The following is a 26,215-nucleotide window of genomic DNA, read 5'->3' on the forward strand; positions in this document are numbered from 1 at the left end:
GGCAGGATCGCTGTCCGGGTCTCGCCTCCGCGGTCCCGCCCCGCAACCGCCCACTCCGCAAGGACCAGACATGAGCAGCACACCCGAACAACGCGGTGCCCTCGCCAAGAACGCGCTGGGGCCGTCCGGCATCGTCTTCCTCGTCCTCGCGGCCGTCGCACCGCTGACCGCGATGGTCGTCATCGCGCCGCTCGGCATCGCGCTGGGCAGCGGTCACGGGATCCCGGGGTCGTTCCTCGTCGTCTCCGTGATCCTGCTGCTCTTCGCGATCGGGTACGCGCAGATGAGCCGGCACGTCGTCAACGCCGGCGCGTTCTACGCCTACGTCACCCAGGCGATCGGGCGGACCGCCGGCCTGGCCACCGCGTTCGTCGCGGTCCTCGGCTACAACACCTTCGTCATCGGCGCCGTCGCGACCAGCGGCTTCTTCACGGCCGGCGTGTTCAACGACGTCCTCGGCATCGACCTGCCGTGGCAGGTCTGGAGCGCCCTCTCCGTCGTGATCGTCACCGTCCTCGGGCGGCGCGGCGTCGACGTCAGCGCCCGCATCCTGGCCGTGGCGCTGATCGCGGAGAGCGCAATCCTCGTCGTCTTCGACATCTCCGTCCTGCTCGACGGCGGCTTCGACCTCGGCTCGTTCGCGCCGTCGGCGGTCTTCGGCGCCGGCGCCGGCATCGGGCTGCTCTTCGCCTTCACGTCGTTCCTGGGGTTCGAGGCGACCGCGATCTTCGCCGAGGAGGCGCGTGATCCCAAGCGCACGATCCCGAAGGCGACCTACGCGGCCATCCTCATCATGGGCACGTTCTACGTCCTCACCACGCTGGCGATCGTCTCCGCGCTCGGTGCGGCGCAGGCCGACGCGGTCGACCCCGCCGACGCGGGCGGGCTCGTGTTCGCCGTCGCCAACGAGCACCTCGGCGCGTTCCTGACCGACGTCATGCAGCTCCTGCTCGTCGTCAGCCTGTTCGCGGCCCTGCTCGCGCTCCACAACTCCGCCACCCGCTACCTCTTCGCCATGGGCCGCGCCCGGGTGTTCCCCCAGGTCCTGGCGCGGACGCACCGCACCATGGGGTCCCCGCACGTCGCCAGCGGCGTGCAGATGGGTCTCTCGGCGGTCGTCGTCGCGATCTTCGCGATCGCGGGCGCGGATCCGATCCTCGTGATCGTCCCCTCCATGACCGGGTTCGGGACGCTGTGCATCATCGCCCTGCAGGCGGCGGCCGCCGTCGCGGTGGTGGTCTTCTTCCGCAAGCGCGGTGACGGGCGGTACGCCTCGACGTTCGTCGCGCCCGCCCTGGGCGGGATCGGCCTGATCGGCGCCTTCGTCATGGCGACGGCGAACTTCCCGACGATCGCCGGGACGGACTCGCCCATCATCACGAAGCTCCCCTGGCTGCTGCTCGCCACCGTCGTCCTGGGCGTGGTCGTGGCCGAGCTCCTCAAGCGCCGCCGCCCCGACGTCTACGAGGGCCTCGGGGCGAGCTTCGTGGGTGACGCCGCACCCGCCGAGGCGGAGGCGGAGCCGCCCGTCGTCGCGGGTCGCTGATGCAGGCGGCCGGCCGGCGTCCGTCGCCGGCCGGCTCCGCGGGGCCGGCCATCGGAAAAGCTATCCGAAGGCATTGACGCCGACTATCCACTTGGATAGATTGACCGCATCGTGTGACGGGCGTCCGGTTCGGCGCCCGTCCACCCCGACCCGGAGCCAGCGAGTCCCATGAGCACCACCGCCCCCCGACAGGCCTCGGCCGTCGCCCATCCCCTGGACCCGCTCACCGCGGACGAGATCCGGTCGGCCGTCGCGATCGTCCGCGCCGAGCGCCCCGACCTGGGCCGCCCGACGTTCCCGCTCGTGGTGCTGCGCGAGCCGCCGAAGGCCGAGGTCGTCGCGTTCACGCCGGGCGACCCCATCGCCCGCCGGGCGGACGTCGTCGCCTACGAGCGCGACGGGGGGCTGACGCACGAGGTCCTGGTGGACCTCGCGGCCGACTCCGTGCTCGCCTGGGCGACGATCGACGAGGCCCGGCCGCCGATCCTGCCGGCCGACTTCGGGGAGGCGGCCGAGGCCCTGCGCAAGGACGCGCGGTTCGCGGCAGCCCTGCGCCGCCGCGGAATCGACGACCCGAGCCTGGTGCAGGTCGACCCGCTGAGCCCGGGGGCGTTCCCGCAGAACCCGCCCGGCCGACGCCTCACCTGGGCCACGCCGTACCTGCGGCCCCGGCCGGAGGACAACCCCTACGCGCGGCCGATCGAGAACCTGCGCGCGGCCGTGGACCTCGACACGCTCGAGGTCGTCGAGGTGCTCGACGGCGACGTCGTCCCCCTCTCGACCTCCGACGGCAACTTCATCGAGGAGCGCCCGGACGCCCCCTACCGCGACGACCTCAAGGCGCTCGAGATCGTCCAGCCCGACGGCGTGAGCTTCACGCTCGACGGCCACGTGCTCTCGTGGCAGCGCTGGCGCGTCCATGTCGCCCTGCACCCCGTCGACGGGCTCGTGCTCTCCGACGTGCGCTACCAGGACGGGGACCGGCTGCGGCGGATCATGCACCGCGCCGCGCTGGCGGAGATGGTCGTCCCCTACGGCGACCCGCACGACGGCTTCTACTGGCGCACGTACTTCGACGCCGGCGAGTACGGCATGGGGCGCTGCACGAACTCGCTGCAGCTCGGCTGCGACTGCCTGGGGGAGATCCGCTACATGGACGCCGTCGTGGCGGACCGCGCGGGCGAGCCCCAGCCGATCCACAACGCGATCTGCATCCACGAGGAGGACGACTCGCTCCTCGCCAAGCACCACGACCCGTTCACGGGCCACGACTACGTGCGGCGCTCGCGCAAGCTCGTGATCTCGTTCATCGCCACGATCGGCAACTACGACTACGGCTTCTACTGGTCGCTGCACCAGGACGGTCGGATCGAGATGCACGCGAAGGCGACGGGCATCGTGCTCACGCGCGGGGTGCACCCGGAGGACGAGCTCAAGCACGCCGAGCGGCTCGCGCCCGACCTCGCCGCGCCGCACCACCAGCACCTCTTCAACGTGCGCCTCGACATGGCGGTCGACGGCGACCGCAACACCGTCGTCGAGCGCGACCTGGTCGCCTCGGACGCGGGCCCCGACAACCCCTGGGGCCAGGCGATGGAGGTCCGGTCGACGCCCATCCGCCGCGAGGCCGAGGGCCGCCGCCGGATCGACCCGCTCGCCGCCCGCACCTGGCAGGTCCAGAACCCCGGGGTCACGAACGCGCTGGGCAACCCGGTCGCGTACGAGCTCGTCCCCGTGAACGGCCCGCTCATGCTGGCCAGCGCCGCCTCGAGCGTCGGCAAGCGCGCCGGGTTCGCCCGCGAGCACCTGTGGGTCACGCAGTTCGCCGAGGACGAGCGGCACGCCGCGGGCGAGCACCCCAACCAGCACCGCGGCGGCGCCGGCCTGCCGACGTGGATCGAGCAGGACCGCCCGCTCGAGAACGAGGACGTCGTGCTCTGGCACACGTTCGGGTTCTCCCACGCGGTCCGGCCCGAGGACTGGCCGATCATGCCCGTCGACCAGATCGGCTTCGCCCTGCGACCCGTCGGCTTCTTCGACCGGACCCCGGCCCTCGACGTCGCTCCCAGCCGCCCGGGCGCGAGCGGCCACGGCGCCGCCGGGGGCTGCTGCCATGACTGAGGCTCCGCGCGTCGCCCTCGTGACGGGCGGCGGGACCGGGATCGGGGCCGCCACGGCCCGCCGGCTCGCCAGCGACGGGTGGCGGGTGGCCGTCGCGGGCCGGCGCGAGGCGCCGCTGCAGGCCGTCGCCGCCGACACGGGCGCGGAGGTCGTCGTCGGCGACGTCTCCACGCCGGAGGGCGCGGTCGCCGCGGTCGCCGCCACCGTCGAGCGCCTCGGCGGCCTGCACGGCCTGGTCCTCAACGCGGGCGTCATGGTCCCCGGCACCGTCGAGACCCTCAGCGTGGAGGAGTGGGAGACGACGCTGCGCGTCAACCTGACCGCCCCGTTCCTGCTCTCCCGTGCCGCGCTGCCGCACCTGCGCGCGGTCGGCGGGGCCATCGTGACCGTGGGTTCCGTCGCGGCCCTGCGGGCCGGGCCCCAGGCCGCCGCCTACGCGGCGTCGAAGGCCGGGGTCACGATGCTCACCCAGGCGATGGCCATGGACCACGGTCCCGAGGGCGTGCGGGTCAACGCCGTCGCCCCCGGCTGGGTCCGCTCCGAGATGGCCGACGAGGAGATGGACGAGTTCGGCGGGCCGCGAGGGCTCGACCGCGAGGCCGCCTACGCGGCGGTCACCGCCACGGTCCCCGCCCGCCGCCCCGGCAGGCCGGACGAGATCGCGGACGCGATCGTCTGGCTGCTCTCCCCCGGTGCCTCCTACGCGCACGGCACCGTCCTCTCCGTCGACGGTGGCACCGCCGTCGTCGACGCCGGCACCACCGCCTTCATGACGGAGCCGTCCGGCGTCCCCTCCCTCCCCGAACCGACAGGAACCCCCCGATGAGCACCACCCAGGACTACCTCCCCAGCGACCAGTGGCCGTCGCTCAACGTGCTGGACGGCAATGGGTTCAACGACTTCGACCTGCCCGTCACGGACGCCCTCGAGGGGCAGAGCTTCGCGATCGCGTTCGACGGCGCGGGCCAGCTGGAGCTCGCCGTCGGCCCCGATGGCCGGGTCGAGTGGACCCGGACGACCGCGGACGGCACCGAGGAGCGCGGCACGGATCAGGCCCGCATCGCCGAGAACGGCGCGGGAATCTTCCTCCTGACGTGGATCCGCGGCGGCGCCAGCGAGCGCGCCGACGTCGTGGTGCTCGACACGAACGCGGGGCTGGCGACGGTCCTGCACAGCGTCGTCGAGGGCGAGGCGTCGCAGTCCACCCCGGTGACGGGCGACATCCTCCACGGCCGGATCGAGGGCGCGGACGGGAGCGCCGCCCTCCACGCGCGCTCCGCCGACCTCGTCGGCAAGCGCGTCCTCTACGTCTACGGGCCCGACAACGCCTACGAGCACGTCTACCTGCACGAGGGCGCCTACGCCTGGCAGTGCCTGGCCGGTGCGGAGAAGGGCCTGGCCGACGTGGACTGGAGCCGCGCGATCCGGATCACCGACGACGTCTTCTTCTTCGTCTGGCGCGAGAAGGTCGTGCCCTGCGAGGGCGCGGTCCTCATCAACCTCGCCGAGCACCGCTCCACGGGGCGCATCTACGGCTGGGACACCGAGGCCCGCGAGTACAACGCGGTCCAGATGGGCGCGCGGTCCAAGGTGCTCTCCGAGACGCACCCCGACCCCGCCGACTGGGCGTAGGGCGACCATGGACCTCGCCCTCTCCGGCCGCTCCGTGCTCGTCACGGGCGGCGGCTCGGGCATCGGCCGGGCCTGCGCCGAGCTGTTCGCGGCGGAGGGGGCGCGGGTCCTGACGCTCGACCTGCGCGGCGACGTCGACCTGCGGGCGGACGTGACGGACGAGGACGCCGTGCGCGCGGCCGTCGACCGGGCGGCCGCGCTGCACGGCGGGCTCGACGTGGTCGTGTGCTGCGCCGGGATCTCCGGCCCGGTCGGCACGCCGGTCACCCAGGTGTCGGTGACCGACTGGGACGCCGTCTTCGCCGTGAACGTGCGCGGCCCGTTCCTCGTGGCCAAGCACGCCGCCCCGCACCTGGCGGCGGCACCGGCCGCGGCGATCGTGATGCTGGCCTCGGACTCGGCCTTCGTGGCCGCCCCGGGCATGGCGCCCTACTGCGCCTCGAAGGGCGCACTGCTCATGCTGGCGCGCGCCCTCTCCGTCGACCTCGCGGACGACGGGATCCGCGTGAACTGCGTGTGCCCCTCCGTGGTCGACACCCCGATGTCGCGGGCGGACCTCGGCGTGGTGGAGGACGGCTTCGCGAGCGCCGCCTTCCCGGTGCAGACGGCGCAGGACGTCGCCCGGCAGGTCGCGTTCCTCGCCTCGCCGGCGTCCGCGCCGGTCAACGGCACGCACCTGCTCGCGGACTTCGGCACGACCGCGCGCTCGTCGCTGCCGGCGTGAGCCAGGGCCGCGGTGCTCACGCGAAAAAGCGCCGCTGGCAATAGGAAATTCTATAGGATCATCCGCACGGAATCGAACGAGGGCGAGCACCAGATGAGCACCACCACGAGCACCATCGCCGGGGTCCAGGTCCCCGCGGTCCCCACCCAGCTCTACATCGACGGCAACTGGCAGGACGCGGCGGAGGGCGGGACGTTCACCGTCATCGCGCCCACCACCGAGGAGCGCATCGTCGACGTCGCGGCCGCGACGGCCGCGGACGTCGACCACGCCGTCCGGGCCGCCCGGGCCCAGATCGACGGCGGGGCCTGGTCGCGCATGAGCGGCGCCGAGCGCGGCGTGCTCCTGCACCGGCTCGCCGATGCGATCGAGCGCGACGCCGAGACGTTCGTGACGCTCGAGGCGCTCGACATCGGGCGCCCGGCCTTCGAGCCGCGCGCCGTGGACATCCCCAACACGATCGACGTCTACCGCCACTTCGCGGGCTGGGCCGACAAGATCGACGGCCGCGCGCTCACCCCGCCGCCCGCGTTCGGCCGCGAGCGGTTCGCCTACACGCGCCGCGAGCCCGTCGGCGTCGTCGGCGCGATCGTCGCGTGGAACGCGCCGACGATGATCGCCTCGTGGAAGCTCGCCCCGGCCCTGGCCGCGGGCAACGCCGTGGTGCTCAAGCCGGCCGAGGACGCGTGCCTGACGGCGCTCTACCTCGCCCAGCTCGCCGACGAGGTCGGGTTCCCCGCCGGCGTCCTCAACGTCCTCCCCGGCCTGGGTGTCGACGCGGGCGCCCCGCTCGTCTCGCACCCCGGCGTCGACAAGATCAGCTTCACCGGCAGCCCGGAGGTCGGGCGCGGCATCGGCGTGCAGTGCGCCCAGGACATGCGCCGCGTGACGCTCGAGCTCGGCGGCAAGAGCCCGCAGGTGATCCTGCCGGGTGCTGACCTCTCCGCCGTGATCCCCGGCGTGGCGGGCGGGTTCCTCGCCAACCAGGGCGAGATCTGCGCGGCCGGCACCCGGATCTTCGCCGCGCGCGAGGTCTTCGACGACGTCGTCGCCGGGCTCGCCGAGGCCGCCAACGGCGTGACGCTCGGCGACCCGTTCGACGAGGGCACGACGATGGGTGCGCTCATCAACCGCAAGCAGTTCGACCGCGTCAACGGCTACATCGCGGCCGGCCAGGACGAGGGCGCCGAGCTGGCCGCCGGCGGTGGGGGCCTCGACCGCAACGGGTTCTTCGTCAAGCCCACGGTGTTCGCGGCCCGCGAGAGCGGCGGCAACGATCTGCGGATCGCGCGCGAGGAGATCTTCGGGCCCGTCGGGCTCGTGATCCCGTTCGACGACGTGGACGACGCCGTCCGCCAGGCCAACGACACGGCCTACGGCCTCGGCGCATACCTCTGGACGGGCGACCTCTCCGTCGCGCACCAGGTCGCCGCGCGCCTCCGCGCCGGCAGCGTGTGGATCAACGGCCCGGGCGCGCCGGACGCGCGGCTGCCGTGGGGCGGCATGAAGACCTCGGGGATCGGGCGCGAGCTCGGGTTCGCGGGCATCGAGGCGAACACCGAGGAGAAGACGGTGGTCATCTCCTTCTGACCTGGCAGGCGGTGCGGCGGGCCTCCCGCCGCACCCCCAGGGGGCAGCAAGGAAATCGTATATGATCATCGTGTCCGCACGTTCCGGAGGAACACCATGAGCCAGACGCAGCCCGCACCGCCCCTCGAGATCGCCCGCACGACCGAGCTCGGGCTCCAGCGGCACTTCATCGACGGGACGTTCCGGGAGAGCGTCGCGGGCGGGACCTTCGAGAGCCTCGACCCCGCCACGAACGCCGTGCTCGTGCAGGCCGCGGACGGTCAGGCGGCCGACGTCGACCTGGCCGTGGCCGCCGCCCGCCGGGCGTTCGACGAGGGCCCGTGGCCCCACATGAAGGCCGATGAACGTGCCGCCGTGCTGCGGCGCATCGCCAACGGCATCCGGGACCGCGCCGCCGAGTTCATCGAGCGCGAGGTCCGCGACATCGGCATGCCGGTGAAGCAGATGAAGGGCCTCGCCGCCCGGGCCGCCAAGAACTTCGACTACTACGCCGACGTCTTCCCCGAGCTGACCGGCAAGTCGTTCCAGGTCGGCGACGAGTTCGTGAACTACACGATCCGCAAGCCCGTGGGCGTGGCCGGGATGATCATGCCCTGGAACGCACCGCTCATGCTCTCGACGTGGCGGATCGCCCCGGCGCTGGCGGCGGGCAACACGATCGTCCTGAAGCCGGCGGAGTGGTCGCCGCTGACGGCGACGCTGCTGGCCGAGGTGCTGCACGACGCGGGGGTGCCCGAGGGCGTGTTCAACGTCGTCCACGGCTACGGCGAGACGGCCGGCGCGCCCCTGTCGAAGCACCCGGGCGTCAACCTCATCTGCTTCACGGGCGAGACGACGACGGGGTCGACGATCATCGCGGCCGGCGCGCCGACGCTCAAGCGCAGCTCCGTCGAGCTGGGCGGCAAGTCGCCCGTCGTCGTGTTCGCGGACGCCGACCCCGAGCAGGCCGTCGACGCCGCCCTCGCGCAGATCTTCACCCTCAACGGCCAGCGCTGCACCGCGGGTTCCAGGCTGCTGGTCCAGCGTCCGATCTACGAGCAGATCGTCACCGCGATCGCCGAGCGCGCGAAGAACATCCGCGTCGGCGATCCGTTCGACGAGGCCACCGAGCTCGGGCCGTTGATACGCCCGGAGCACCACGGCCGGGTGCTGGAGTACATCCAGTCCGCCCGCGACGAGGGCGCCCGCGTCCTGGCCGGCGGCGAGGTCCCGGAGGGCATGGACGAGGGCAACTGGCTGCAGGCCACCGTCATCGCCGACGTCACGGAGCGGTCCAAGGTCTTCCAGGAGGAGATCTTCGGGCCCGTCCTCGTCGCGATGCCGTTCGACGACGAGGACGAGGCCGTGCACCTGGCGAACGCCACGGAGTACGGGCTGGCCGCGTACGTGTGGACGAACGACATCCAGCGCGCGCACCGCGTGGCCCACCGGATCGACACGGGCATGTGCTGGATCAACTCCCAGAACGTCCGCGACCTGCGCACGCCCTTCGGCGGCGTGAAGGCGTCCGGCATCGGGCGCGAGGGCGGCGACTACGCCTTCGACTTCTACTGCGAGACCGAGATCGTCCACGTGGCGCTCGGCTCCCACCACATCCCCAAGCTCGGTCTCGGGGACCAGGACTAGGCGCCCCCGGGCGACCGCGAGGAGAACCATGAGCAACGTGAACGAGCTGCTGGCGACCGGGCCGAGCGAGACGCCCTTCGACATCATGCGCTGCGCCTACGGCGAGCTCGTGGTGACCGACCTCGACGCCTCGGTGCACTTCTACGGGGACCTGCTCGGCATGGTCCTGACGGAGCGCACCGAGGACGCCGCGTACTTCCGCGGCTGGGAGGAGCGCGGGCACCACTCGGTCGTGCTGCGCCAGGGTCCCGTCGCCGGCGTGGGCCGCCTCTCCTTCCGGGTGCGGCGCGACGCCGACCTCGAGCTGCTGCAGCAGGAGTTCGACCGCCGTGGTCTCGCGACGTCGTGGACCGACGGCGACCTGGCGGGCATGTCGCGGGCGCTGCGCGTGACCGACCCCTTCGGCTACCCGCTCGAGTTCTTCCACGCGATGGAGCAGGAGGAGGTCCTGCTGCAGCGCTTCGACATCCAGCGCGGCGCGCCGATCATGCGGTTCGACCACTTCAACCTGCACGTGCCGAACGTCGAGGAGGCGTTCCGGTTCTGGCAGGAGCTCGGGTTCCTCTGCTCGGAGTACATCTCCACGGACGACGCGGCGACGGAGACGGTCACCGGGGCGTGGCTGCGCCGCAAGCCCGGCGTGCACGACGTCGCGCTGACGGCCGGCCGCGGTCCGCGCCTGCACCACCTGGGGCTGTACGTGGGCGAGACCGGCGGCATCATGCGCGCCTGCGACCAGCTCGCCGCCGCCGGCTACGCGAAGGCGATCGAGCGCGGCCCGGGGCGCCACGGCGTGTCGAACGCGTTCTTCGTCTACCTGCGGGATCCGGACGGCCACCGCATCGAGCTCTACGCCTGCGACTACTACACGGGCGATCCGGACCACAAGCCGCTGCGGTGGTCCGTCAACGACGAGCGCTGCCGCTCCTTCTGGGGCACGAAGGCCCCGGACTCGTGGTACGACGAGTCGTCCCTGCTGCTGGACGCCCAAGGCGCCACGGTGGAGACCCGCGCGTCCGGGGTGGACGAGCGCGCGCAGCACTCCGAGGTCCTGGCCTAGCGGCCCCGCGCCCCGCGCGCGGGCGGTACGACGCCGTCGCGTCCCGCGCGCGGGGCGGCACGACGGCGTCGGGATCGCGGCAGAGGATCCCGACGCCGTTCCTATACGGTCGCGTGGGATGATGCGCGGGTGCCCCCCGTGAAGCCCGCGCGTCAGACGAAGCAGGAGCGCGTGTACGTCGCGGTCCGCGAGCGCATCGTCTCGGGGCAGTACGGCCCCGGGTTCCGGGTGGTCATCGACACGATCGCCGAGGAGTTCGGCGTCTCGGCCCTGCCGGTCCGCGAGGCGATCCGCCGGCTCGAGGCCGAGGGGCTCGTCGTCTACCGGCCCAACGCGGGCGCCCAGGTCGCCCCCGCCGAGCCGGCCGTCTTCGAGGAGGAGATGTCGGTCCTCGCCGTCCTCGAGGGCTACGCGACCGCGCTGGCGGCCCCGCTCCTGACCCAGGCCGACCTGACCCGGCTCGACGCGACGACGGACGAGATGGTCGAGGCGATGGAGGCGATGGACGCGCTGAGCTTCGGCCGCCTGAACCAGCAGTTCCACCAGGTCTTCCACGAGCGCTGCCCCAACCCGTCGCTGGTGCGGATGGTCCGCGACGTGAACGACCGCCTGGCCGTGATCCGCCAGACGGTCTTCGTCCAGATCCCGTACCGCGGCCGCGCGTCGGTCGAGGAGCACCGCGCGCTCGTCGCCCTGCTGCGCGACGGGGCGGACGCCACGGCGATCGAGACCGCGGCGCGCGAGCACAAACTCCACACCGTGGCGAGCTTCCACGACTGGAAGGCCCGCAACGGCGGGTAGTTCCCGGGGCGCCGCGGTCGCCCCGCGGACGTCGGGGCAGCGACCGGCGCGGCGCGTGAGGCGCCGCCGCCGGGCCGCACTGGCGGGTCAGACGTTGCCGGCCATGATCTCCTTCGAGAGGCTGCAGCAGCAGCCGCCGGCGTCGAGGCAGGCCTTCGCGTGCGCCCGGCTCGACGACGCGCTGAGCCGCGAGTTGGCGAGCGCCGCGCGGGCGCTCCCCCGGCGCTCGTGGACGACCTTGCCCGCGACGAGGGTCGTCGTCACGTCGATGTCGGTCACCTTGTCCGGGCGGGTGCGCAGCACGTCGTCGCCCAGGACGACGATGTCGGCGGCGTAGCCCGGCTGCAGCATGCCCTTCCACGACTCCGCCCGGTCCTGCCACGCCGGCGTGCTCGTGTAGGAGCGGATCGCCTCGCGCATCGTGATGCGCTCGTCCTTCCCGGCGACGCCGCCGAACTGCCCGCGGCGCAGGACCGCGCCCTCGATGCCCTGCCGCCAGTCCGGCGGCGTGACCGGGGCGTCGGAGGAGCTCGAGACCCGAACACCCGCGTCCAGCGCCGAGCGGTACGGCCACTGGTAGTCCGTGCGCTCGGGCCCGATCACGCCGTCGAGCGTGCGGCCCAGCAGGTACTTGACCGACGCGTTCATGTTCGCGCCGATGTCGTGCTTGGCCATCTGCTTCAGCGTGTCGCGCGGCGTCAGGTCCGCGTGGATCACGTAGTGCCGCGGGTCCTTGCGCTTGTGGGCGCGCATCGCCTTGAGGTAGCCGGCGACGACCGCGTCGATCGCGGCGTCGCCCGTGGCGTGCGCGCCGATCTGCATGCCCTTGCGGTGGGCCAGGCGGATGATCGCCTCCAGGGTCGCGAGCTGCTCGGCGGGCGTCGCGCCCGCGACCGTCAGGGACCCGTTCGTCCCGTCGAGGTAGGGCTTCTTCAGCCACGCGGTCTTCGCGGCCGTCGGGATGCCGTCGGCGAAGACCTTCATGCCCGCCACGCGCAGCAGCTGCTCGTCGTCGCCCTTGGACGGCCGGTAGCCCGAGAGGATCTCCTGGGCCGACGCCAGGGAGGCGCCGGCGCTGAGCAGCAGCGTCAGGCGCATCGGCAGCCGGCCGTCGCGCGACAACGCCCGCAGGCGCTTCAGGCTGCCCAGGTCGATGCCCGGATCCGTCAGGCTCGTGATGCCCAGCGCGTGCAGGAAGCCGAGGCCGTTGATCAGGGCCTTCTGGTTCTCCTCCTCGCTGAACGGCGGCACGATCCGGCGGACGAGGCCGGCCGCGCCCTCGCGCAGCACGCCCGTCGGCTCGCCGGCGGCGTCCTTCTCGATGACCGCTCCGGGGGGCGCGGGCGTGTCGCGGGTGACGCCCGCGAGCTGCAGCGCCTTCGAGTTCACGACCACCGCGTGGTAGTCGAACGAGGTCAGGATCACGGGGTGCTCGCCCGAGACCGCGTCGAGGTCCTGGCGGGTCGGGGCGCGGCCGATCCGGTTCTCGTTCCAGCCGCTGCCACGGATCCAGGAGTCGCCCGGGCCGGCCTCCGAGGCCGCGCTGCGCACCGCGGCGACGAGCTCGTCGATCGACGCGGTGTCGACGCCCAGCGTCAGCGGCGGCAGCGCCAGGCCGAAGCCGCTGAAGTGCAGGTGGGAGTCGTTGATGCCGGGCATGACCGTGCCGCCGCCGGCGTCGATGACCTTCGTCTTCCGCGTCGCCAGGCGCCGCAGGTCGCGGGTGCGGCCCGTGGCGAGCACGACGCCGTCGCGGACGGCGACCGCCTGGTCCACGCGGAACCGCCGGTCGAGCGTCAGGACGCTGCCGTTGACGATGAGCAGGTCGGCGGTGCGCAGCCGGGGCTTGCGCCGGCGCCCGGTGGCGGCTGTCGCCGATCCGGTCGACAGCAGGCCGCCGGTGGCGACGGCTGTCGCGCCGGCGACGAACCGGCGCCGATCCATGGTTGACCGCATGTGCCCTCCTCGGGCTCAGGTGATGGGATTTCCCAACCTCGCCGTTAGCGGATTAGCATGCAATCCCCTATATGAACCATTCACTCGCGGTGTCGATGCAGCAGGCCCGCGCCGTCGCGGCGGTCGCGACGGAGGCCGTGCGCCATGACGGCGGTCCGGGCCGGGTCCACCGGGCCCTCGACGCCGTGGCCGCCGTCACGGGGTGCGACGCCGTGGTCCTCGCCGCGTGGGATCCGGTGCGCCGCGAGCACCGCCCGGTCGAGCGGTGGGGCTACGTCGCCGACGACCTCGCGGACGGCAGCGGGGACATCGCCCGGGACGCCGGCTACCAGCTCGCGCGCCGCACCCGGGCGCCGTTGCGGCTCTCGGACGTCCGTCGCCGGCGCCCGGCGATGGACGGCGTCCTCGCCCTGGACCGGTTCCAGGAGGGGCTGACGCACTGCCTCTTCACGGCGGACGGCCGGTACACCGGCGTGCTGAGCCTCAACACCTTCGAGGGCGGCCCGTACGACGAGGCCCGGCTTGCGACGGTCGTGCTGGCCGGCCCGTTCCTGGCCGAGATCGTCGACGTCACGGCGTCCCTGCGGTCGGTGGCCGCGGCGCTGCCGCCGGCGATGCCCGCCGTGGTGCTGCACCGCGACGGGGAGATCACCGCGTTGGGTGACCGTCCGGTCTGTGAGCAGCTCGCGCCGGGGTCCGCGCTCCTGGCCCGCGCGCGTCTGCGCGCGCCGATCGGACCGGGGGTCGCGGGGTTCCTGGTCGACGACCCCGCGGGCCGGCTCGCCCAGGTCGTCGTCGTGCGACCGGGCGACCCGGGGGCGGACGGCGCCCTGCTCGTGGGCCTCGCGCCGGCCACGCCGACCCTGAGCCGGCGCGAGCTGCAGGTCGTCGCGTTGATCGCCGACGGCTTCACGAACCCCGAGATCGCCGAGCGGCTGCAGGTCAGCCGCCACACCGTCGCCACGCACCTCGGGAACATCCTGGAGCGCCTCGGCACCCCCACGCGCGGCGCGGCGGCGGCGCGCGCGGTGGCTGAGGGACTCCTGCTGGACGCGTGAGCGCGGGCCCGCTAGGGCAGGGTGACCGCGGTGCCCGCGAGCAGCTCGCGGACGCGGGCCTCGCCGTCGGCGCTCAGCGGCGAGAGCGGGATACGGGCGTGCGCCGAGGGAATCAGGCCCAGCTCGTGCATGACCCACTTGGCCGGCACGGGGTTCGTCTCGGCGAACGCGGCGTCGACGAGCGGGTGCAGGGCGTAGTGCAGCTCTTGCGCCCGGGCGTGGTCGCCGGCGACGAACGCGTCGTAGAGCTCCGCGCACGGCTCGGGCGCGAAGTTGCCCATGCAGCTCAGGTGACCGCGGCCACCGAGGCAGAGCATGGGGTAGTTCAACAGCTCGATGCCGGAGAGCGCGATGAAGTCCGTCCCGCAGAGGTTCAGGACGTAGGACACGTGCTCGAAGTCGCGCGTCGTCTCCTTGATGCCCACGATGTTGTCGTGCGCGCGCCGCAGCCGGGCGACGGTCTCGGGGGTGATGTCCACGGCCGCACGCACGGGCACGTTGTAGGCGATGATCGGCATCTCCGGGAACTCCTGCGCGATGCGGGAGTACCACCGGAACAGCCCCTCCTGCTGCGCCCGCCCGTAGTACGGGGTGACGACGAGGGCGGCCGCCGCGCCCAGGCGCTGCGCCTCAGCCGTCAGCTCGAGCGTCTCGTCCATGAGCGCCGTGCCGGTGCCCGGCAGGAAGGGTCCGCGGTCGCCGAGCGCCTCTGCGGCGGTGCGCATGACCTGGATCCGCTCCGCGACGGTCTGCGAGGTCGGCTCGCCGGTCGACCCGCCGACGGAGATGCCGTGGGTGCCGCGCTCCATCTGCCAGTCGATGAGCTTGGGGATCGAGTCGAGGTCGAGCGACCCGTCGTCGAGGAACGGCGTGACGAGCGGCGTGATGGAGCCGCGGACGGCGTCGGGGTTGCGGGCGTAGGTGCTCACGGGGTCCTCTCGGGTGGTGCTTGCGGGGGTGGGGGCGGATCAGTCGGCGCGGCCGCGGGCGGCGCGCCAGGCGTCGTACTCGGCGCGGCGGGCGTCGCCCAGCGGGTAGATCCCGCGGATCGACTCGCCGGCCTGGACCCGCTCGAGCGCGAAGGCCTCGCGCTGCTCCTGCTCCCACGCGTCGTGCGCGATCTCCTCCGCGAACGCGGCGGGCAGGACGATCACGCCCTCCGCGTCGCCCACGACGACGTCGCCCGGGATCACGAGCACGCCGGCGCAGGTGATCGGCGTGTCCACGTCGAGGGGGATGTGCTTGAGCCAGAGCGACTCGGCGTTGGGGAGCTGGAAGTACGTGGGCAGCTCGAGCTCGGCGACGCCGGGTGTGTCCCGCACGCCGCCGTCGGTGACGATGCCGGCGGCGCCGCGGGCGAGCGCGCGGGCGACGAGGATGTCGCCGATCGTGCCGGCGCCGCGCTCGCCGCGGGCCTCCATGATCAGCACGTCCTCGGGCGAGATCGACTCGACGGCCTGCTTCTGGGCGTCCTCCTTGCCCTTGCCGGCGTCGCGGATGTCCTGCCGAAACGCCACGTAGCGCAAGGTGTGGGCGTAGCCGACCATCCGCAGGTCGGGGCGGCTCGGGCGCAGCCCCGTCAGGAACGTGGCCTGCACGCCGCGCTTCGCGAGCTGCACGGTGAGGGTGGCCGTGGAGACCTCGCGCAGCTGCGCCTTCGCGTCGTCCGTGAGCGTCACGGGGCGGGGGGCGTTGATCCCGGTGGCGAACGCCCGCGCGGCCGCGGTCGTCTTCGGAAGGGCGCCGTAGGGCTTGAGCGGCTCGGGGGCCTCGACGACCGTGCTGGTGACGGAGCCGTGGCCGACGAGCTCGACCTCGACGACGTCTCCGGGCGAGACGACCCCCGTGCCGGTCGGCGTGCCCGTGAGGATGACGTCGCCCGGCTCGAGGGTGAAGAACCGCGAGAGGTCGGCGACGAGGTCGGCGAACGGGAAGAGCAGGTTCGCCGTGGTGTCGTCCTGGACGACCTCGCCGTTGACGCGCGTCACGAGCCGCAGGTCGGCGGGGTCGAGGCCCTCGGCGGCGACGACGGGTCCGAGCGGCGTGTAGCCGTCCTGGCCCTTCGAGAGCAGGTTCGACCCGCGGTCGGCCCAGCGCAGGTCGTGCACGCCGGCGTCGTTGGCGGCGGCGTACCACCCGATGTGGCCGAGGGCGTCCTCCGGGGCGACGTCCTTGGCCCGCGTGCCGATGATGACGGCGACCTCGCCCTCGAACGCGAGCAGCTCGGTGCCCTGGGGGCGGACGAGCGCGCCGTCGCCCGTCACGGACGACGGCGGCTTGAGGAAGTACGAGGGCTCCGCCGGCGTCCGGCCCCGCTGCTCCGCGCGGCTGCGGTAGTTCAGGTGGACGGCGAAGACCTTGGACGGTGCGGGCGGGGTCACATCGGAAATCCTATATGTCTCAGCCGCCCGAAGCCAGGACCGGGGCGAAGAACGCGGCGAGCTCGTCCGTCGCCTCCAGGGGCAGGACCGCCGCGACGTACTGGTCCGGGCGGACCACGACGATCACGCCCGCCCGGTCGACGCCGCGCGCCCCGAAGATGTCGTCCTCGGGGTCCGTCGCGTAGACCTTCTCGTAGTCCACGAGGGTGAACGGGCCGGTCCGCGGCAGGAACACCGCCGGGACGCGCTCGAGGGCGACGTCGGCGAACCCCTGCTGGAGGACGACCTTCACGTCGAACCACGCGTCGTCGTCGGCGTCCTGCGGCGTGGCCCGCAGCGGCGAGTCCGGCGCGTCCTGCAGCCATCCGGCGAGGGCGGTCAAGGCGGAGTCCTCGCCGGCCGCCGCGCCGTCGGCGAACGCGTAGATCCGCCAGCGGCCGTCGGCCCGCGCGTGGTGGCCGAGCTGGATCGGCACGCCGTCGCACACCCGCACGACCGGTGCCGACCGGAACCGCTTGCCGATCGGGAACCCGGTCGCCCGCTCCTGATGCTCGGTGCCGCCCGTGATGGGCGAGCGCTCGTACTGCGTCATGAAGCCGGCGGGGAACTCGAACGTCTTGACGTAGAACTCCTCGAGCGCCGTCGGGTCGGCGAGCGTCCCGGGCTTGGCGGCCATGAGCGTCGACCACTCCCGGTCGAAGTCGATGAGGTTCTTGGCGATGACCTGGCGCTCGGCGGAGTACGTCTGCAGCAGCGTCTCGGGGGCGCGCCCGTCGAGCACGTGCCCCAGCTTCCAGCCCAGGTTGAACCCGTCTTGCATCGAGACGTTCATCCCCTGCCCGGCCTTCGCGCTGTGGGTGTGGCACGCGTCGCCCGCGATGAACACGCGCGGGGTGCGCCGGCCGACCTCGGCGGCGTCGACGTCGTCGAAGCGGTCCGTCAGGCGGTGGCCGACCTCGTAGACGCTGCTCCAGGCGACGTGGCGCACGTCGAGCACGTAGGGGTGGAGGATCCGGTTGGCCTGCGCGACGATCTGCTCGATCGTCGTGCTGCGCACCCGCCCGGCGTCGTCCTCGTCGACCTCGCCCAGGTCGACGTACATGCGGAACAGGTGGCCGCCCTCGCGGGGGATGAGCAGGATGCTCCCGCCGTCGTGGGACTGGATCGCGCACTTCGTGCGGATGTCGGGGAAGTCCGTGACGGCGAGGACGTCCATCACTCCCCAGGCGTGCTTGGCCTGCTTGCCCTCGAGCCGGCGGCCGATGGCCTGGCGCACCGGGCTCCGCGCGCCGTCGGCACCGAGCACGTACCGGGCCCGGACCGTCCGCTCCTGGCCCGCGTGGCGGCCCAGCGTGTGGCGCACGGTCACGGCCACCGGGTGGTCCTCGCCGTCCTGCACCTCGAGGCCGACGAACTCGATCCCGTAGTCCGGCCGCATGCGCGCCGGGGCGTGCAGCATGGCCTCGAGGAAGTAGTCCTGCACCCGCGCCTGGTTGACGATGAGGTGCGGGAACTCGCTCACGCCGGCGGGGTCGTCGGCGCTGCGGGAGGCGCGGGCGATGCGCGTCGGGTCCTCCGGGTCGGGCTTCCAGAACGACATCGTCGTGATCCGGTAGGCCTCCTCCGTGATCCGGCCGGCGAAGCCGAACGCCTGGAACGTCTCGACGCTGCGGGCCTGGATGCCGTCGGCCTGACCGACCTCGAGGCGGCCCTCCCGCCGCTCGATGAGCCGCGTGGTGATGCCCGGGAACTGGGCGAGCTGGGCGGCGGCGATCAGCCCCGCGGGGCCGGCGCCCACGATGAGGACGTCGACCTCGTCGGGGAGCTCGTCGGGGCGCCCGGTGGCCGCCGAGTCGGCCGGCTGGACCCGCGGGTCCCCGGAGACGTATCCGTGATGGTGGAACTGCATGAGTCTCTCCTCGACGCCCTTCCCGCATGGCCGCATCGTTCTATTATCGAATGATGCGTTCTCATATAGGATCCGACCGTAGCGGAGCCGGCGGCACCCGGCAAGGCCTCGTGCGCGCCAGAATCACGACATGACCGAAGCGAAGCGGCCGACGGGCTCGCAGACCCTCTCGCGCGGCATCGAGGCGTTGAAGGTGCTCGGCGACGCGGAGGGTCCCGTGACGATCAGCGAGTTGACCGGCCGCCTCGGGCTGCACCGGTCGATCACCTACCGCATCGTCCGCACGCTCGAGGACCACGGGCTGGTCACCCGCGACGCGGGCGGCGGTCTCGCGCTCGGCCCCGGCTTCGCGGCCCTCGCGCGCAACGTCGCCGGCGGCCTGCAGGCCGCGGCGCTGCCGGAGCTGACGCTCGTGGCCAACGAGCTCGGCATGACGGCGTTCCTCGCCGTGCTCGACGGTGAGGACCAGGTCGTCACGCTCGCGAGCGTCGAGCCGCGCCACGGGGCGGCGACGGTCGTGCAGCGGCCCGGCAGCCGGCACTCGATCCACGCCGGCGCCCCGGGGCGGGCGATCCGTCGGCAGCTGCAGCCCGGGTCGTCCGAGGCCGCCTACGAGACGAGCCACGACGAGGTGATCGCCGGGCTCTCGTCCGTCGCCGTCCCCCTGGCCGTGCCCGGACAGCACCCCGTGGCGGTGGCGGTCGTCTACGTCGGTCGGCCGCTGGACGCGGCCGAGATCGGCCACCGGCTGGCGCGCGCCGCCGAGGCGATCGGCGCGGCGCTGCGGTAGAGCGCGGCTTCGCCCGCGCCCCTACCGCCCCACGAGCTCGTCGCCGAGCCGCGTGCGCGCGTGGAGCACCCGGCGGCGGTCGCGGCGCGAGGCGACGAGCCCGGCGTCCCGCAGGACGGCGAGGTGCTGCGAGGCGCTCGCGGGGCTGACGCCGAGGCGGGCGGCGACGTCCGTCGTGCACGTCGGTGTGCGGCAGGCAACGAGCACCCGGGCCCGCGTGGCCCCGAGGAGGGCGGCCAGCGCGGGCTCGCGATCGGTGGTCTCCTCGTCCCACAGTAGGCCGACGCCCCGGGCGGGGTAGATCAGGGTCGGCTGCCACGGCTTCCGCGTGATGACCCCGAGGCGCGTCGCGAACGCGGAGGGGACGAGGACCAGGCCACGGCCCTCGAGCCGCAGGTGCTCGTCGTGGCGGTGGTCGACGAGCAGCGTGCCGTCGCACCAGCGCACCGTGGGGTGGAGGTCGGCGAAGAGCGCCGCCGGCCCCTCCTCCGTGAGCCGGCGGGCGCGGTGGTGCAGATCGGCCTGCAGCAGGGCGACGATCTGCGGCCACCACGGGGCGACGGCCCGGGCGAAGTAGGCCCCGAGGGTGTCGACCAGCCCGTCGAGCGAGCGCACGCGCTGCGGCGGATCCATGTGGTTGAGCTCCCACGCGACCTGGGCGGCCGGCGTGGCGCGCATGCGCGCGAGGTCGTCGTCGATCGACGGCAGCGGCGAGTCCGGGGGCGGCGTGAGGAAGTCGGGCATGTAGGCGCGCGGCGGCGTGAGGGCCAGGGGCTCGCCCAGGTCGAGCCCCGATGTGCGCCTGCGTGCCTCCACGATCCACGGGAGGTGGAGCGCCGCATGTGCGGGGTCGCGCAGGGCCGTGAGGCTGGCGGCCAGCTCCCAGCCGGCCGAGATCGCGAACCGCGTGGCGGCGAGGTCCCGCAGCCCGAAGTCGATGCGTACGCCGATTCGGGTGAGGCTAAATCGTTGGCGTGCCGCTGTCCACGGGAGGAAGGTCGCAGCCATGGTCACCCCGTCGTCACCCCTCCTCCCCGCGGTCACGGCCCTCGACGACCTCGCCACGAGCTCCGGCGTCGCGCGCTTCCAGGGCGCCGTCGACGGCGGCGCGGCCAGGCCGGCCGCGAGCTTCTTCGTCGTCCGCACCGCGCCCGGCGGTGGCTCGGCGCTGCACATCCACCCGTACCCCGAGGTCTTCGTCCTGCTCGAGGGCACCGCCGAGCTGCGGGTGGGGGAGGTCTCCGTGGCGCTCGCGGCCGGGGGCGTCCTCACCGCTCCGGCGGGCGTCCCTCACCGGTACCGCAACACCGGCGACGCGCCGCTCCTGATGTTCAGCATCCACCCCGCCGAGGCCGTCGCCCAGACCCTCGTGCCGCCGACCTGACCACATCCCTCTCTTCCCGCGAATCCGGGACGACGCGTCGTCCCGTCGATCCGCACCCCGAACACCACCCACCCAACGAGGGCCGACCACCGGCCCGCACCCGCCGAGGAGGCACCATGCGCATGATCTTCCCCAACCTGCCCGTGAAGGACGTCGGGAAGGCCCGAGCCTTCTACGAGGCGCTCGGTTTCTCCATCAACGAGGCGTTCTGCGACGACCAGACCGCGTGCGTCGTGATCGACGAGCACATCATGGTGATGCTGCTGGAGGAGGCGAAGTTCCGCGGCTTCATCAAGAACGAGATCGCCCCGCGCGACACGACGGAGACCCTGCTGGCGCTCTCGTGCGCGAGCAAGGACGAGGTCGTGGACCTGGCCGCGAAGGCGAAGGCCGCCGGGGCGGAGCCGTGGAACGACCCGACCGACATGGGCTTCATGTACGGCGAGAGCTTCCGCGACCTCGACGGCCACGTCTGGGAGCTGATGTGGATGGACCCCGTGGCCGCGGCCGAGGGCATGGCCGCGGACGTCGAGCCGGCCTCCGCCTGACGCCGGCGGGTCCGGGCCGAGGCGCGTCGCGCGTCGGCCCGCACCCGTCCCGTGTCGGCCCGTACCCGTCGCGCGCCCCCGGGCGATCAACCCTGCGCCCGGGCGGTCCGCCGGTAGCCTGAGCCGCCGATGCGTCGACCCAGTGACGAACAGCCGGCACGCGAACCGCACGCCGATGCCGCCGCCGGGCCCTCCGAAGGACGCACGACCTACGACGACCCGATCGTCCCGGGCGACGTCGAGGACCTGCAGTCGTCGGTGAACTACCTCGCGATGTGGGCGGCCTCCGGCCGGCTGCGGCGCGACCTGATGGACGCGAGCGCCTTCCCGCTCCCCGATGACGTGCCTGCGTTCCTCGTCCTCAACCGGCTGGTCTACGGCGGAGCCACCCGGCCGACGGTGCTCGCCGACGCCCTGCAGACGGGACCGTCGAACGTCTCCAAGATCGTGCGCCGCCTCGAGGCGGCGGGTCTCACCGCCCGGGTGGCCGACCCGACGGACGAACGCGCCGTGCTGGTCACGATGACCGCGGCGGGGCGCGACGCGGCCGAGCGCATCGCCGCGGCCGGGCTGGGACTCGCGCACGACGAGCTCGGCCACCTCACCGCGGACGAGGTGGAGACGCTCCGCGTCCTGCTCGCGAAGGTCGCCCGCGGCCTCGTGCGGCGGTACCCGTTCGACCGCGTCTGACGGGGGCGCCGGGACGAACGGGGGTGCGTCGCCGTCGCCCGGGCGTTCCGGACGTCGTCGCACGCGGTCCGGTCGGAGGCGGCAGGCGCGTGGCGCCTACGAGCTGGCGAGGGTGATCGTGCACCGCGGTCCGGGGGCTGCGGCGAGTCGCGCATCGGCGGTGAGGAGCCTCCACGGCGAGGACTGCCCGTGCCTCGCCGTCGTTCAGGAGGGCAGCGGCGCGGCGGACGCGTCGACGACGATCACGCGGCGTCGCGGCGGCCGGACGCGACGTCGGCGACGAGATCCGTGGTGTCGACACGGAGGTCGGGCAACCCGCCCAACAGTGCGGGATTGTCGGCACTGCGCGAGACCTCGCCGAGCGCGCGCACGGCGAACGCGGAGACGGACATGGCGTCGCGGGCGGCGAGCCGCTCCAGGCGTTCGGCCACGTCGTCGGGAACGTTGCGCAGATGCAGCGTCCGCATGTTGCAGAATGCTAGTACCGACGGCAAGTGGTGGGCCGGGGCGGACCGAGCGTCCGTGCCCGTCGCCGCGCTGCGGCGCTCGGCCGTCCCGGTGGTGCCGTCCCCTCGACGGTTGGAGTTGTCCTGAGGACAGCATCACGGTACGGTGGGGCGCGATGGCGAACCCCCGCACCGACCTCCCGGGCCTTCCGCCCATCACCCGGCGCAAGGTGCGCATCGGCCTCGTCGCCGGCGGGCTCGGCACGTACTGGCCGCAGTTCCCGGGGCTCCTGCCGCAGCTGCAGGCGTCGGCGCGTCACGTGTCGGAGCGGTTCGCGGCGATGGACGCCGAGGTGACCGACGTCGGGTTCGTCTCCGACGCGCAGGAAGGTGCGGCCGCCGCCGAGGCGCTGCGCCGGGCGGACTGCGACCTCATCGTCCTGTTCCTCACGACCTACCTGACGAGCTCGATGGTGCTGCCGATCGCGCAGCGGGCGAACACGCCCGTGCTCGTGATCGACCTGCAGCCGACGGCGCGGATGGACCACGCGACGTTCGACACCGGCGACTGGCTCGCGTACTGCGGCCAGTGCGCGGTCCCCGAGGTCGGCAACGTCTTCCGCCGCGCCGGCGTCCCCTTCCGCTCCGTCTCCGGCCACCTGCACCACGAGGCCGCGTGGGCGCGGATCGAGCGGTGGATCGGGGCGGCGAAGGTCCGCGCTGCGCTCCGCCACGGCCGCCACGGGCTGATGGGGCACGTCTACCCCGGGATGCTCGACGTCTCGACCGACCTGACGCTCCTGCCCGCCACCTTCGGCAGCCACGTCGAGGTGCTCGAGTTCGACGACCTGCGCGTGCGCGTCGAGGCGGTCACCGACGCCGAGGTGTCCGCGCGGGTCGACCTCGCGCGTGAGATCTTCACGGTCGACGACAGCGTCCAGGACGACGACTTCGCGTGGGGTGCCCGCGTATCGGTCGGACTCGACCGGCTGGTCGAGGACTTCGCGCTCGACACCCTGGCCTACTACCACCGGGGGCTCGACGGCGAGCTCCACGAGCGGCTCGGCGCGGGGATGATCCTCGGCGCGTCGCTGCTGACCGCCCGCGGGCTGCCGGCCACCGGCGAGTACGAGCTGCGCACCTCGGTCGCGCAGCTCGTCACGCAGGTGCTCGGCGCGGGCGGGTCGTTCTGCGAGATCCAGTCCCTCAACTTCGACGACGGCGTCGTCGAGATGGGCCACGACGGCCCCGCCCACCTGGCCGTCGCCAGCCGCGACCCGCTGCTGCGCGGCCTCGGCGTGTTCCACGGCAAGCGCGGCTACGGCGTGTCCGTCGAGTTCGACGTGCAGCACGGCCCGGTCACCCTGGTCGGCCTGGGCCAGGACCGCGACGGCACGCTGGCGCTCATCGTCAGCGAGGGCACCGTCGTTCCGGGCCCGCTGCTGCAGATCGGCAACACCACCAGCCGCGTCGACTTCGGTCGCGACCCGGGCGAGTGGGTCGACCAGTGGTCCGCGACCGGCATCGGCCACCACTGGTCGCTCTCGCTCGGCCACCGCCGCGCGGAGCTCCGCGCCGCGGCGGACCTGCTCGGGGTGCCGTTCCGCGAGGTCTGAGGCCGAGGTCGCGGCCGGCCCGCCGCGACCGGCTGCGGTCGCGACCCCGGTGCCGCCGCGACCACCGCGGGGCGCTAGAGGTTGTAGCGCGTGATCTGGATCGTCCGGTACCAGCGACCCTCGTGGCGGATGGAGTACGAGCGGTTGATGCGGGTCTTGTCCGGGACCTGCATGGTCGCGGTGTACGACTCGCCGCGGGACCCGGAATCGCCCATGCCCCCCTCGTTCACCCACTTGCCGTCCACGCGCTTGTCGCTCGACATGCCGAACCCGTTGAACACCTTGCGGTCGCCGAACTGCACCTGGATGCAGTAGCGGTGACGGTCCGCCTTCGTGGCGGTGACCACGACGCGGCCGAAGTCCAGGGTCGAGCCCCCGTCCTTGAAGCGGTACACGGAGCGGCGTTCGGGGTTCAGCGCCTGCTCGCAGGCGTCCGGCGCCGTGGCGGCGCTTGCGGGAGCCGCGGCGGCGCCGGCCACCACCGGGACGGCGAGCGCGGCCAGGACGAGGGCGACGGGGGAGCGGGGGAAGGGACGCATCGCGGCCATGCTCTCATCCGCGCGGCGATCCCGGGGTGAGAACGCCGTGAGGGTCGCAGCCGGTCCGCTCGTGGCCGTTCACCGAACCGTGAAGATCCGGCTGGCCAGCGGGATGTACCCGCGAGGGGCGCCACTGGCGCGGGCAACGCCGTCCACGCGGGCGCGCGGGCCGCATCCCGCGTGCTCAAGGGGTTTCGCGAGCATGCTTGTAGCCTGCCGCCCATGTCCTCCCCAGCGTCAGCCGGCCCGCAACACAACCGCTGGGCGATCCTGGCGCTGATCGGGGTGGCGCAGCTCATGGTCGTCCTCGACGCGACGATCGTGAACATCGCGCTGCCGTCGGCGCAGGAGGACCTGGGATTCTCGAACGACAACCGTCAATGGGTCGTCACGGCCTACGCGCTGGCCTTCGGCAGCCTGCTGCTCATCGGCGGCAAGATCGGCGACCTGTTCGGGCGCAAGTGGACCTTCGTCGGCGGCCTGATCGGGTTCGCCGTCGCGTCGTTCCTCGGCGGTCTGGCGCCGTCCTTCGGCGTGCTCGTGCTCGCCCGCGCCCTGCAGGGCGTCTTCGGCGCGCTCCTCGCCCCGGCGGCGCTCGGGCTCCTGACCGTCACCTTCGCGGACTCCCCGGACCGCCCGAAGGCGTTCGGCATCTTCGCCGCGGTGGCGACCGCGGGCGCGTCCGTCGGCCTGCTGCTCGGCGGCGCGCTCACCGACACCCTGTCGTGGCGCTGGTGCCTGTACGTCAACCTCGTGATCGCGATCCCGCTGGCGGTCGTGGCGCTGCGCCTGATCGAGAACGAGCGTCCGGCGCACCGCCCACGGATCGACTGGACCGGGGGCGTCCTGGCCTTCACGGGCCTGTTCGCGCTCGTCTACGGCTTCTCCGAGGCCGAGCGCGATGCGTGGGGCGCGCCGACGACGATCGTCTCGCTGGCCGCGGCGGTCGTGCTGCTCGTCGCGTTCGTCCTGACGCAGCGCCGCGTCAAGAATCCGCTGCTGCCGCTGCACATCGTGTGGGACCGCGCCCGCGGCGGGGCCTACGCGTCGATCGTGGTCGCGGCGTCGGGGATGTTCGCCGTCTTCCTGTTCCTCACGTACTTCATGCAGCAGAACCTGGGCTACTCGCCGTTGAAGACCGGCGTCGGCTTCCTACCCATGACCGTGATGATCTTCATCACCGCGCCGACGATCCAGACGAAGGTGCTGCCCCGCGTCGGGGTCAAGCCGATCGTGATGACGGGCATGACGCTCGGGTTCCTGTCGATGCTCTTGTTCTTCACCCGGCTGGACCCGTCCTCCACCTACGCCGGGGGCGTGCTGCCGGGCCTCGTGATGCTCGGCATCGGCATGCCGTGCGTGTTCGCGCCGTCCTTCGCGACGGCGACGCTCGGCGTCGACCGCAGCGAGGCCGGCGTCGCGTCGGCCATGGTCAACACCTCCCAGCAGGTCGGCGGCGCGGTCGGCACCGCCGTCCTGTCGACGATCTTCACCCACTCCACGGCGGACTACATCGCCACCCACGCCCGCACCGCGACGCTCGCCAACGACGCCTCCGTCCACGGCTACGCGTCCGCGTTCACCTTCGCGATGGGGCTCTTCGCCGTCGGCCTGGTCATCGCGACCGTCGTGCTGCCGCGGCGGATCACGCCGCCGCGGCCGCCGGCGGCGGGGACCGCGGGGCGACCGGCGGAGGGCGCCGCCTGATCGGGGCCTGAGCCCCGAGGCTGCGGGCCCGTGGGGGCCGACCACGTGCGAGGATCGCGCCATGCGGCGTGTGCGTGGACCCGGACGAGGT

The 26,215-nt window shown here is 73.2% G+C and carries 23 protein-coding genes; 16 read left to right on the forward strand and 7 right to left on the reverse strand.

Translation table 11 applies throughout. The annotated features are described in order from the left end of the window. Positions 1-70: 70 nt before the first annotated feature. The 9 genes from F593_RS24425 to F593_RS0111185 all read left to right on the forward strand — a co-directional run bounded on the left by F593_RS24425 (position 71) and on the right by F593_RS0111185 (position 11,100). Positions 71-1,546 (forward strand): APC family permease, encoded by a 1,476-nt coding sequence (locus F593_RS24425; RefSeq protein ID WP_022928832.1) that lies wholly within the window; start codon positions 71-73, stop codon positions 1,544-1,546. A 168-nt stretch (positions 1,547-1,714) separates the two neighbouring features. Next, positions 1,715-3,667: a primary-amine oxidase gene (locus F593_RS24430; RefSeq protein ID WP_022928833.1), complete on the forward strand. Its 1,953-nt coding sequence runs from the start codon at positions 1,715-1,717 to the stop codon at positions 3,665-3,667. Beyond that, a complete protein-coding gene (locus F593_RS24435) occupies positions 3,660-4,493 on the forward strand; it encodes an SDR family NAD(P)-dependent oxidoreductase (protein WP_051160511.1) in 834 nt (277 codons plus the stop codon). Before F593_RS24430 ends, F593_RS24435 begins: the two co-directional genes overlap by 8 nt. Continuing rightward, positions 4,490-5,299 carry a MoaF C-terminal domain-containing protein gene (locus tag F593_RS28215; RefSeq protein ID WP_022928835.1) on the forward strand — a complete coding sequence of 270 codons (810 nt, stop codon included), beginning with the start codon at positions 4,490-4,492 and terminating at the stop codon, positions 5,297-5,299. Before F593_RS24435 ends, F593_RS28215 begins: the two co-directional genes overlap by 4 nt. 7 nt (positions 5,300-5,306) lie before the next feature. Next, complete coding sequence (locus F593_RS0111165; protein WP_022928836.1) at positions 5,307-6,023, forward strand: SDR family NAD(P)-dependent oxidoreductase; 717 nt, start codon at positions 5,307-5,309, stop codon at positions 6,021-6,023. Between the two features lie 93 nt (positions 6,024-6,116). Further along, complete coding sequence (locus F593_RS0111170; protein ID WP_022928837.1) at positions 6,117-7,613, forward strand: aldehyde dehydrogenase family protein; 1,497 nt, start codon at positions 6,117-6,119, stop codon at positions 7,611-7,613. Positions 7,614-7,709: 96 nt separating this feature from the next. Continuing rightward, positions 7,710-9,239: a 5-carboxymethyl-2-hydroxymuconate semialdehyde dehydrogenase gene (gene hpaE, locus F593_RS0111175; RefSeq protein ID WP_022928838.1), complete on the forward strand. Its 1,530-nt coding sequence runs from the start codon at positions 7,710-7,712 to the stop codon at positions 9,237-9,239. A gap of 28 nt (positions 9,240-9,267) precedes the next feature. Then, positions 9,268-10,299 carry a 3,4-dihydroxyphenylacetate 2,3-dioxygenase gene (hpaD, locus tag F593_RS24445; RefSeq protein ID WP_084629907.1) on the forward strand — a complete coding sequence of 344 codons (1,032 nt, stop codon included), beginning with the start codon at positions 9,268-9,270 and terminating at the stop codon, positions 10,297-10,299. Between the two features lie 129 nt (positions 10,300-10,428). Further along, positions 10,429-11,100 carry a GntR family transcriptional regulator gene (locus F593_RS0111185; protein ID WP_022928840.1) on the forward strand — a complete coding sequence of 224 codons (672 nt, stop codon included), beginning with the start codon at positions 10,429-10,431 and terminating at the stop codon, positions 11,098-11,100. 87 nt (positions 11,101-11,187) lie between these two features. On the opposite strand, the gene F593_RS24450 is transcribed toward F593_RS0111185, so the two are convergent. Beyond that, a complete protein-coding gene (locus tag F593_RS24450; RefSeq protein WP_084629909.1) occupies positions 11,188-13,056 on the reverse strand; it encodes an amidohydrolase in 1,869 nt (622 codons plus the stop codon). A 71-nt stretch (positions 13,057-13,127) separates the two neighbouring features. On the opposite strand from F593_RS24450, the gene F593_RS0111195 reads away from it, so the two are divergent. After that, positions 13,128-14,114, forward strand: coding sequence for a helix-turn-helix transcriptional regulator (locus tag F593_RS0111195; RefSeq protein WP_157251734.1), 987 nt, complete (start codon positions 13,128-13,130; stop codon positions 14,112-14,114). An 11-nt stretch (positions 14,115-14,125) separates the two neighbouring features. On the opposite strand, the gene dapA is transcribed toward F593_RS0111195, so the two are convergent. From dapA to F593_RS0111210, 3 genes are read right to left on the reverse strand one after another with little or no spacing between them, the layout of a single operon-like run. Continuing rightward, on the reverse strand, positions 14,126-15,043 hold the full coding sequence (dapA, locus tag F593_RS0111200; protein WP_022928843.1) for a 4-hydroxy-tetrahydrodipicolinate synthase: 918 nt from the start codon (positions 15,041-15,043) through the stop codon (positions 14,126-14,128). Positions 15,044-15,082: 39 nt separating this feature from the next. Continuing rightward, positions 15,083-16,495, reverse strand: a complete 1,413-nt coding sequence (locus F593_RS0111205; protein WP_022928844.1) for a fumarylacetoacetate hydrolase family protein — start codon at positions 16,493-16,495, stop codon at positions 15,083-15,085. Between the two features lie 19 nt (positions 16,496-16,514). Continuing rightward, on the reverse strand, positions 16,515-18,404 hold the full coding sequence (locus F593_RS0111210; RefSeq protein WP_022928845.1) for an FAD-binding monooxygenase: 1,890 nt from the start codon (positions 18,402-18,404) through the stop codon (positions 16,515-16,517). 130 nt (positions 18,405-18,534) lie between these two features. Between F593_RS0111210 and F593_RS0111215 the strand changes: the two genes are divergently transcribed. Next, a complete protein-coding gene (locus F593_RS0111215) occupies positions 18,535-19,194 on the forward strand; it encodes an IclR family transcriptional regulator (RefSeq protein ID WP_022928846.1) in 660 nt (219 codons plus the stop codon). A gap of 21 nt (positions 19,195-19,215) precedes the next feature. Here the strand turns inward: F593_RS0111215 and F593_RS0111220 are convergent, their stop codons facing one another. Then, the gene (locus F593_RS0111220; RefSeq protein ID WP_022928847.1) at positions 19,216-20,202 is read right to left on the reverse strand and encodes an ArsR/SmtB family transcription factor; all 987 of its coding nucleotides are present in this window, start codon (positions 20,200-20,202) and stop codon (positions 19,216-19,218) included. On the opposite strand from F593_RS0111220, the gene F593_RS24455 reads away from it, so the two are divergent. The 3 genes from F593_RS24455 (at position 20,201) to F593_RS28220 (ending at position 21,816) form a co-directional block, all read left to right on the forward strand. Next, positions 20,201-20,578 carry a cupin domain-containing protein gene (locus F593_RS24455; RefSeq protein ID WP_022928848.1) on the forward strand — a complete coding sequence of 126 codons (378 nt, stop codon included), beginning with the start codon at positions 20,201-20,203 and terminating at the stop codon, positions 20,576-20,578. The genes F593_RS0111220 and F593_RS24455 overlap by 2 nt on opposite strands. 116 nt (positions 20,579-20,694) lie before the next feature. Continuing rightward, positions 20,695-21,126, forward strand: coding sequence for a VOC family protein (locus F593_RS0111230; protein ID WP_022928849.1), 432 nt, complete (start codon positions 20,695-20,697; stop codon positions 21,124-21,126). 129 nt (positions 21,127-21,255) lie between these two features. Further along, on the forward strand, positions 21,256-21,816 hold the full coding sequence (locus tag F593_RS28220) for a MarR family winged helix-turn-helix transcriptional regulator (protein ID WP_022928850.1): 561 nt from the start codon (positions 21,256-21,258) through the stop codon (positions 21,814-21,816). Between the two features lie 242 nt (positions 21,817-22,058). On the opposite strand, the gene F593_RS0111240 is transcribed toward F593_RS28220, so the two are convergent. Next, positions 22,059-22,283 (reverse strand): hypothetical protein, encoded by a 225-nt coding sequence (locus F593_RS0111240; protein ID WP_022928851.1) that lies wholly within the window; start codon positions 22,281-22,283, stop codon positions 22,059-22,061. Positions 22,284-22,438: 155 nt separating this feature from the next. On the opposite strand from F593_RS0111240, the gene F593_RS0111245 reads away from it, so the two are divergent. Then, positions 22,439-23,878, forward strand: a complete 1,440-nt coding sequence (locus F593_RS0111245; protein ID WP_022928852.1) for an L-fucose/L-arabinose isomerase family protein — start codon at positions 22,439-22,441, stop codon at positions 23,876-23,878. Between the two features lie 74 nt (positions 23,879-23,952). Here the strand turns inward: F593_RS0111245 and F593_RS0111250 are convergent, their stop codons facing one another. Then, complete coding sequence (locus F593_RS0111250) at positions 23,953-24,417, reverse strand: hypothetical protein (protein WP_022928853.1); 465 nt, start codon at positions 24,415-24,417, stop codon at positions 23,953-23,955. A gap of 222 nt (positions 24,418-24,639) precedes the next feature. Here F593_RS0111250 and F593_RS24465 point away from each other — a divergent pair, with 222 nt between their 5' ends. After that, a complete protein-coding gene (locus F593_RS24465; protein ID WP_022928854.1) occupies positions 24,640-26,124 on the forward strand; it encodes an MFS transporter in 1,485 nt (494 codons plus the stop codon). Positions 26,125-26,215 lie beyond the last annotated feature (91 nt).

This window comes from Patulibacter americanus DSM 16676 (assembly GCF_000420025.1).
GTDB lineage: Bacteria > Actinomycetota > Thermoleophilia > Solirubrobacterales > Solirubrobacteraceae > Patulibacter > Patulibacter americanus.

Bases quoted from the DNA above. Each gene is read 5' to 3' on its own strand.
- F593_RS24425 (WP_022928832.1), top strand. From the start codon at position 71: ATGAGCAGCACACCCGAACAACGCGGTGCCCTCGCCAAGAACGCGCTG.
- F593_RS24430 (WP_022928833.1), top strand. From the start codon at position 1,715: ATGAGCACCACCGCCCCCCGACAGGCCTCGGCCGTCGCCCATCCCCTG.
- F593_RS24435 (WP_051160511.1), top strand. From the start codon at position 3,660: ATGACTGAGGCTCCGCGCGTCGCCCTCGTGACGGGCGGCGGGACCGGG.
- F593_RS28215 (WP_022928835.1), top strand. From the start codon at position 4,490: ATGAGCACCACCCAGGACTACCTCCCCAGCGACCAGTGGCCGTCGCTC.
- F593_RS0111165 (WP_022928836.1), top strand. From the start codon at position 5,307: ATGGACCTCGCCCTCTCCGGCCGCTCCGTGCTCGTCACGGGCGGCGGC.
- F593_RS0111170 (WP_022928837.1), top strand. From the start codon at position 6,117: ATGAGCACCACCACGAGCACCATCGCCGGGGTCCAGGTCCCCGCGGTC.
- hpaE (WP_022928838.1), top strand. From the start codon at position 7,710: ATGAGCCAGACGCAGCCCGCACCGCCCCTCGAGATCGCCCGCACGACC.
- hpaD (WP_084629907.1), top strand. From the start codon at position 9,268: ATGAGCAACGTGAACGAGCTGCTGGCGACCGGGCCGAGCGAGACGCCC.
- F593_RS24450 (WP_084629909.1), bottom strand. From the start codon at position 13,056: ATGCGGTCAACCATGGATCGGCGCCGGTTCGTCGCCGGCGCGACAGCC.
- F593_RS0111195 (WP_157251734.1), top strand. From the start codon at position 13,128: ATGAACCATTCACTCGCGGTGTCGATGCAGCAGGCCCGCGCCGTCGCG.
- F593_RS0111210 (WP_022928845.1), bottom strand. From the start codon at position 18,404: ATGCAGTTCCACCATCACGGATACGTCTCCGGGGACCCGCGGGTCCAG.
- F593_RS0111215 (WP_022928846.1), top strand. From the start codon at position 18,535: ATGACCGAAGCGAAGCGGCCGACGGGCTCGCAGACCCTCTCGCGCGGC.
- F593_RS24455 (WP_022928848.1), top strand. From the start codon at position 20,201: ATGGTCACCCCGTCGTCACCCCTCCTCCCCGCGGTCACGGCCCTCGAC.
- F593_RS0111220 (WP_022928847.1), bottom strand. From the start codon at position 20,202: ATGGCTGCGACCTTCCTCCCGTGGACAGCGGCACGCCAACGATTTAGC.
- F593_RS0111230 (WP_022928849.1), top strand. From the start codon at position 20,695: ATGCGCATGATCTTCCCCAACCTGCCCGTGAAGGACGTCGGGAAGGCC.
- F593_RS28220 (WP_022928850.1), top strand. From the start codon at position 21,256: ATGCGTCGACCCAGTGACGAACAGCCGGCACGCGAACCGCACGCCGAT.
- F593_RS0111240 (WP_022928851.1), bottom strand. From the start codon at position 22,283: ATGCGGACGCTGCATCTGCGCAACGTTCCCGACGACGTGGCCGAACGC.
- F593_RS0111245 (WP_022928852.1), top strand. From the start codon at position 22,439: ATGGCGAACCCCCGCACCGACCTCCCGGGCCTTCCGCCCATCACCCGG.
- F593_RS0111250 (WP_022928853.1), bottom strand. From the start codon at position 24,417: ATGCGTCCCTTCCCCCGCTCCCCCGTCGCCCTCGTCCTGGCCGCGCTC.
- F593_RS24465 (WP_022928854.1), top strand. From the start codon at position 24,640: ATGTCCTCCCCAGCGTCAGCCGGCCCGCAACACAACCGCTGGGCGATC.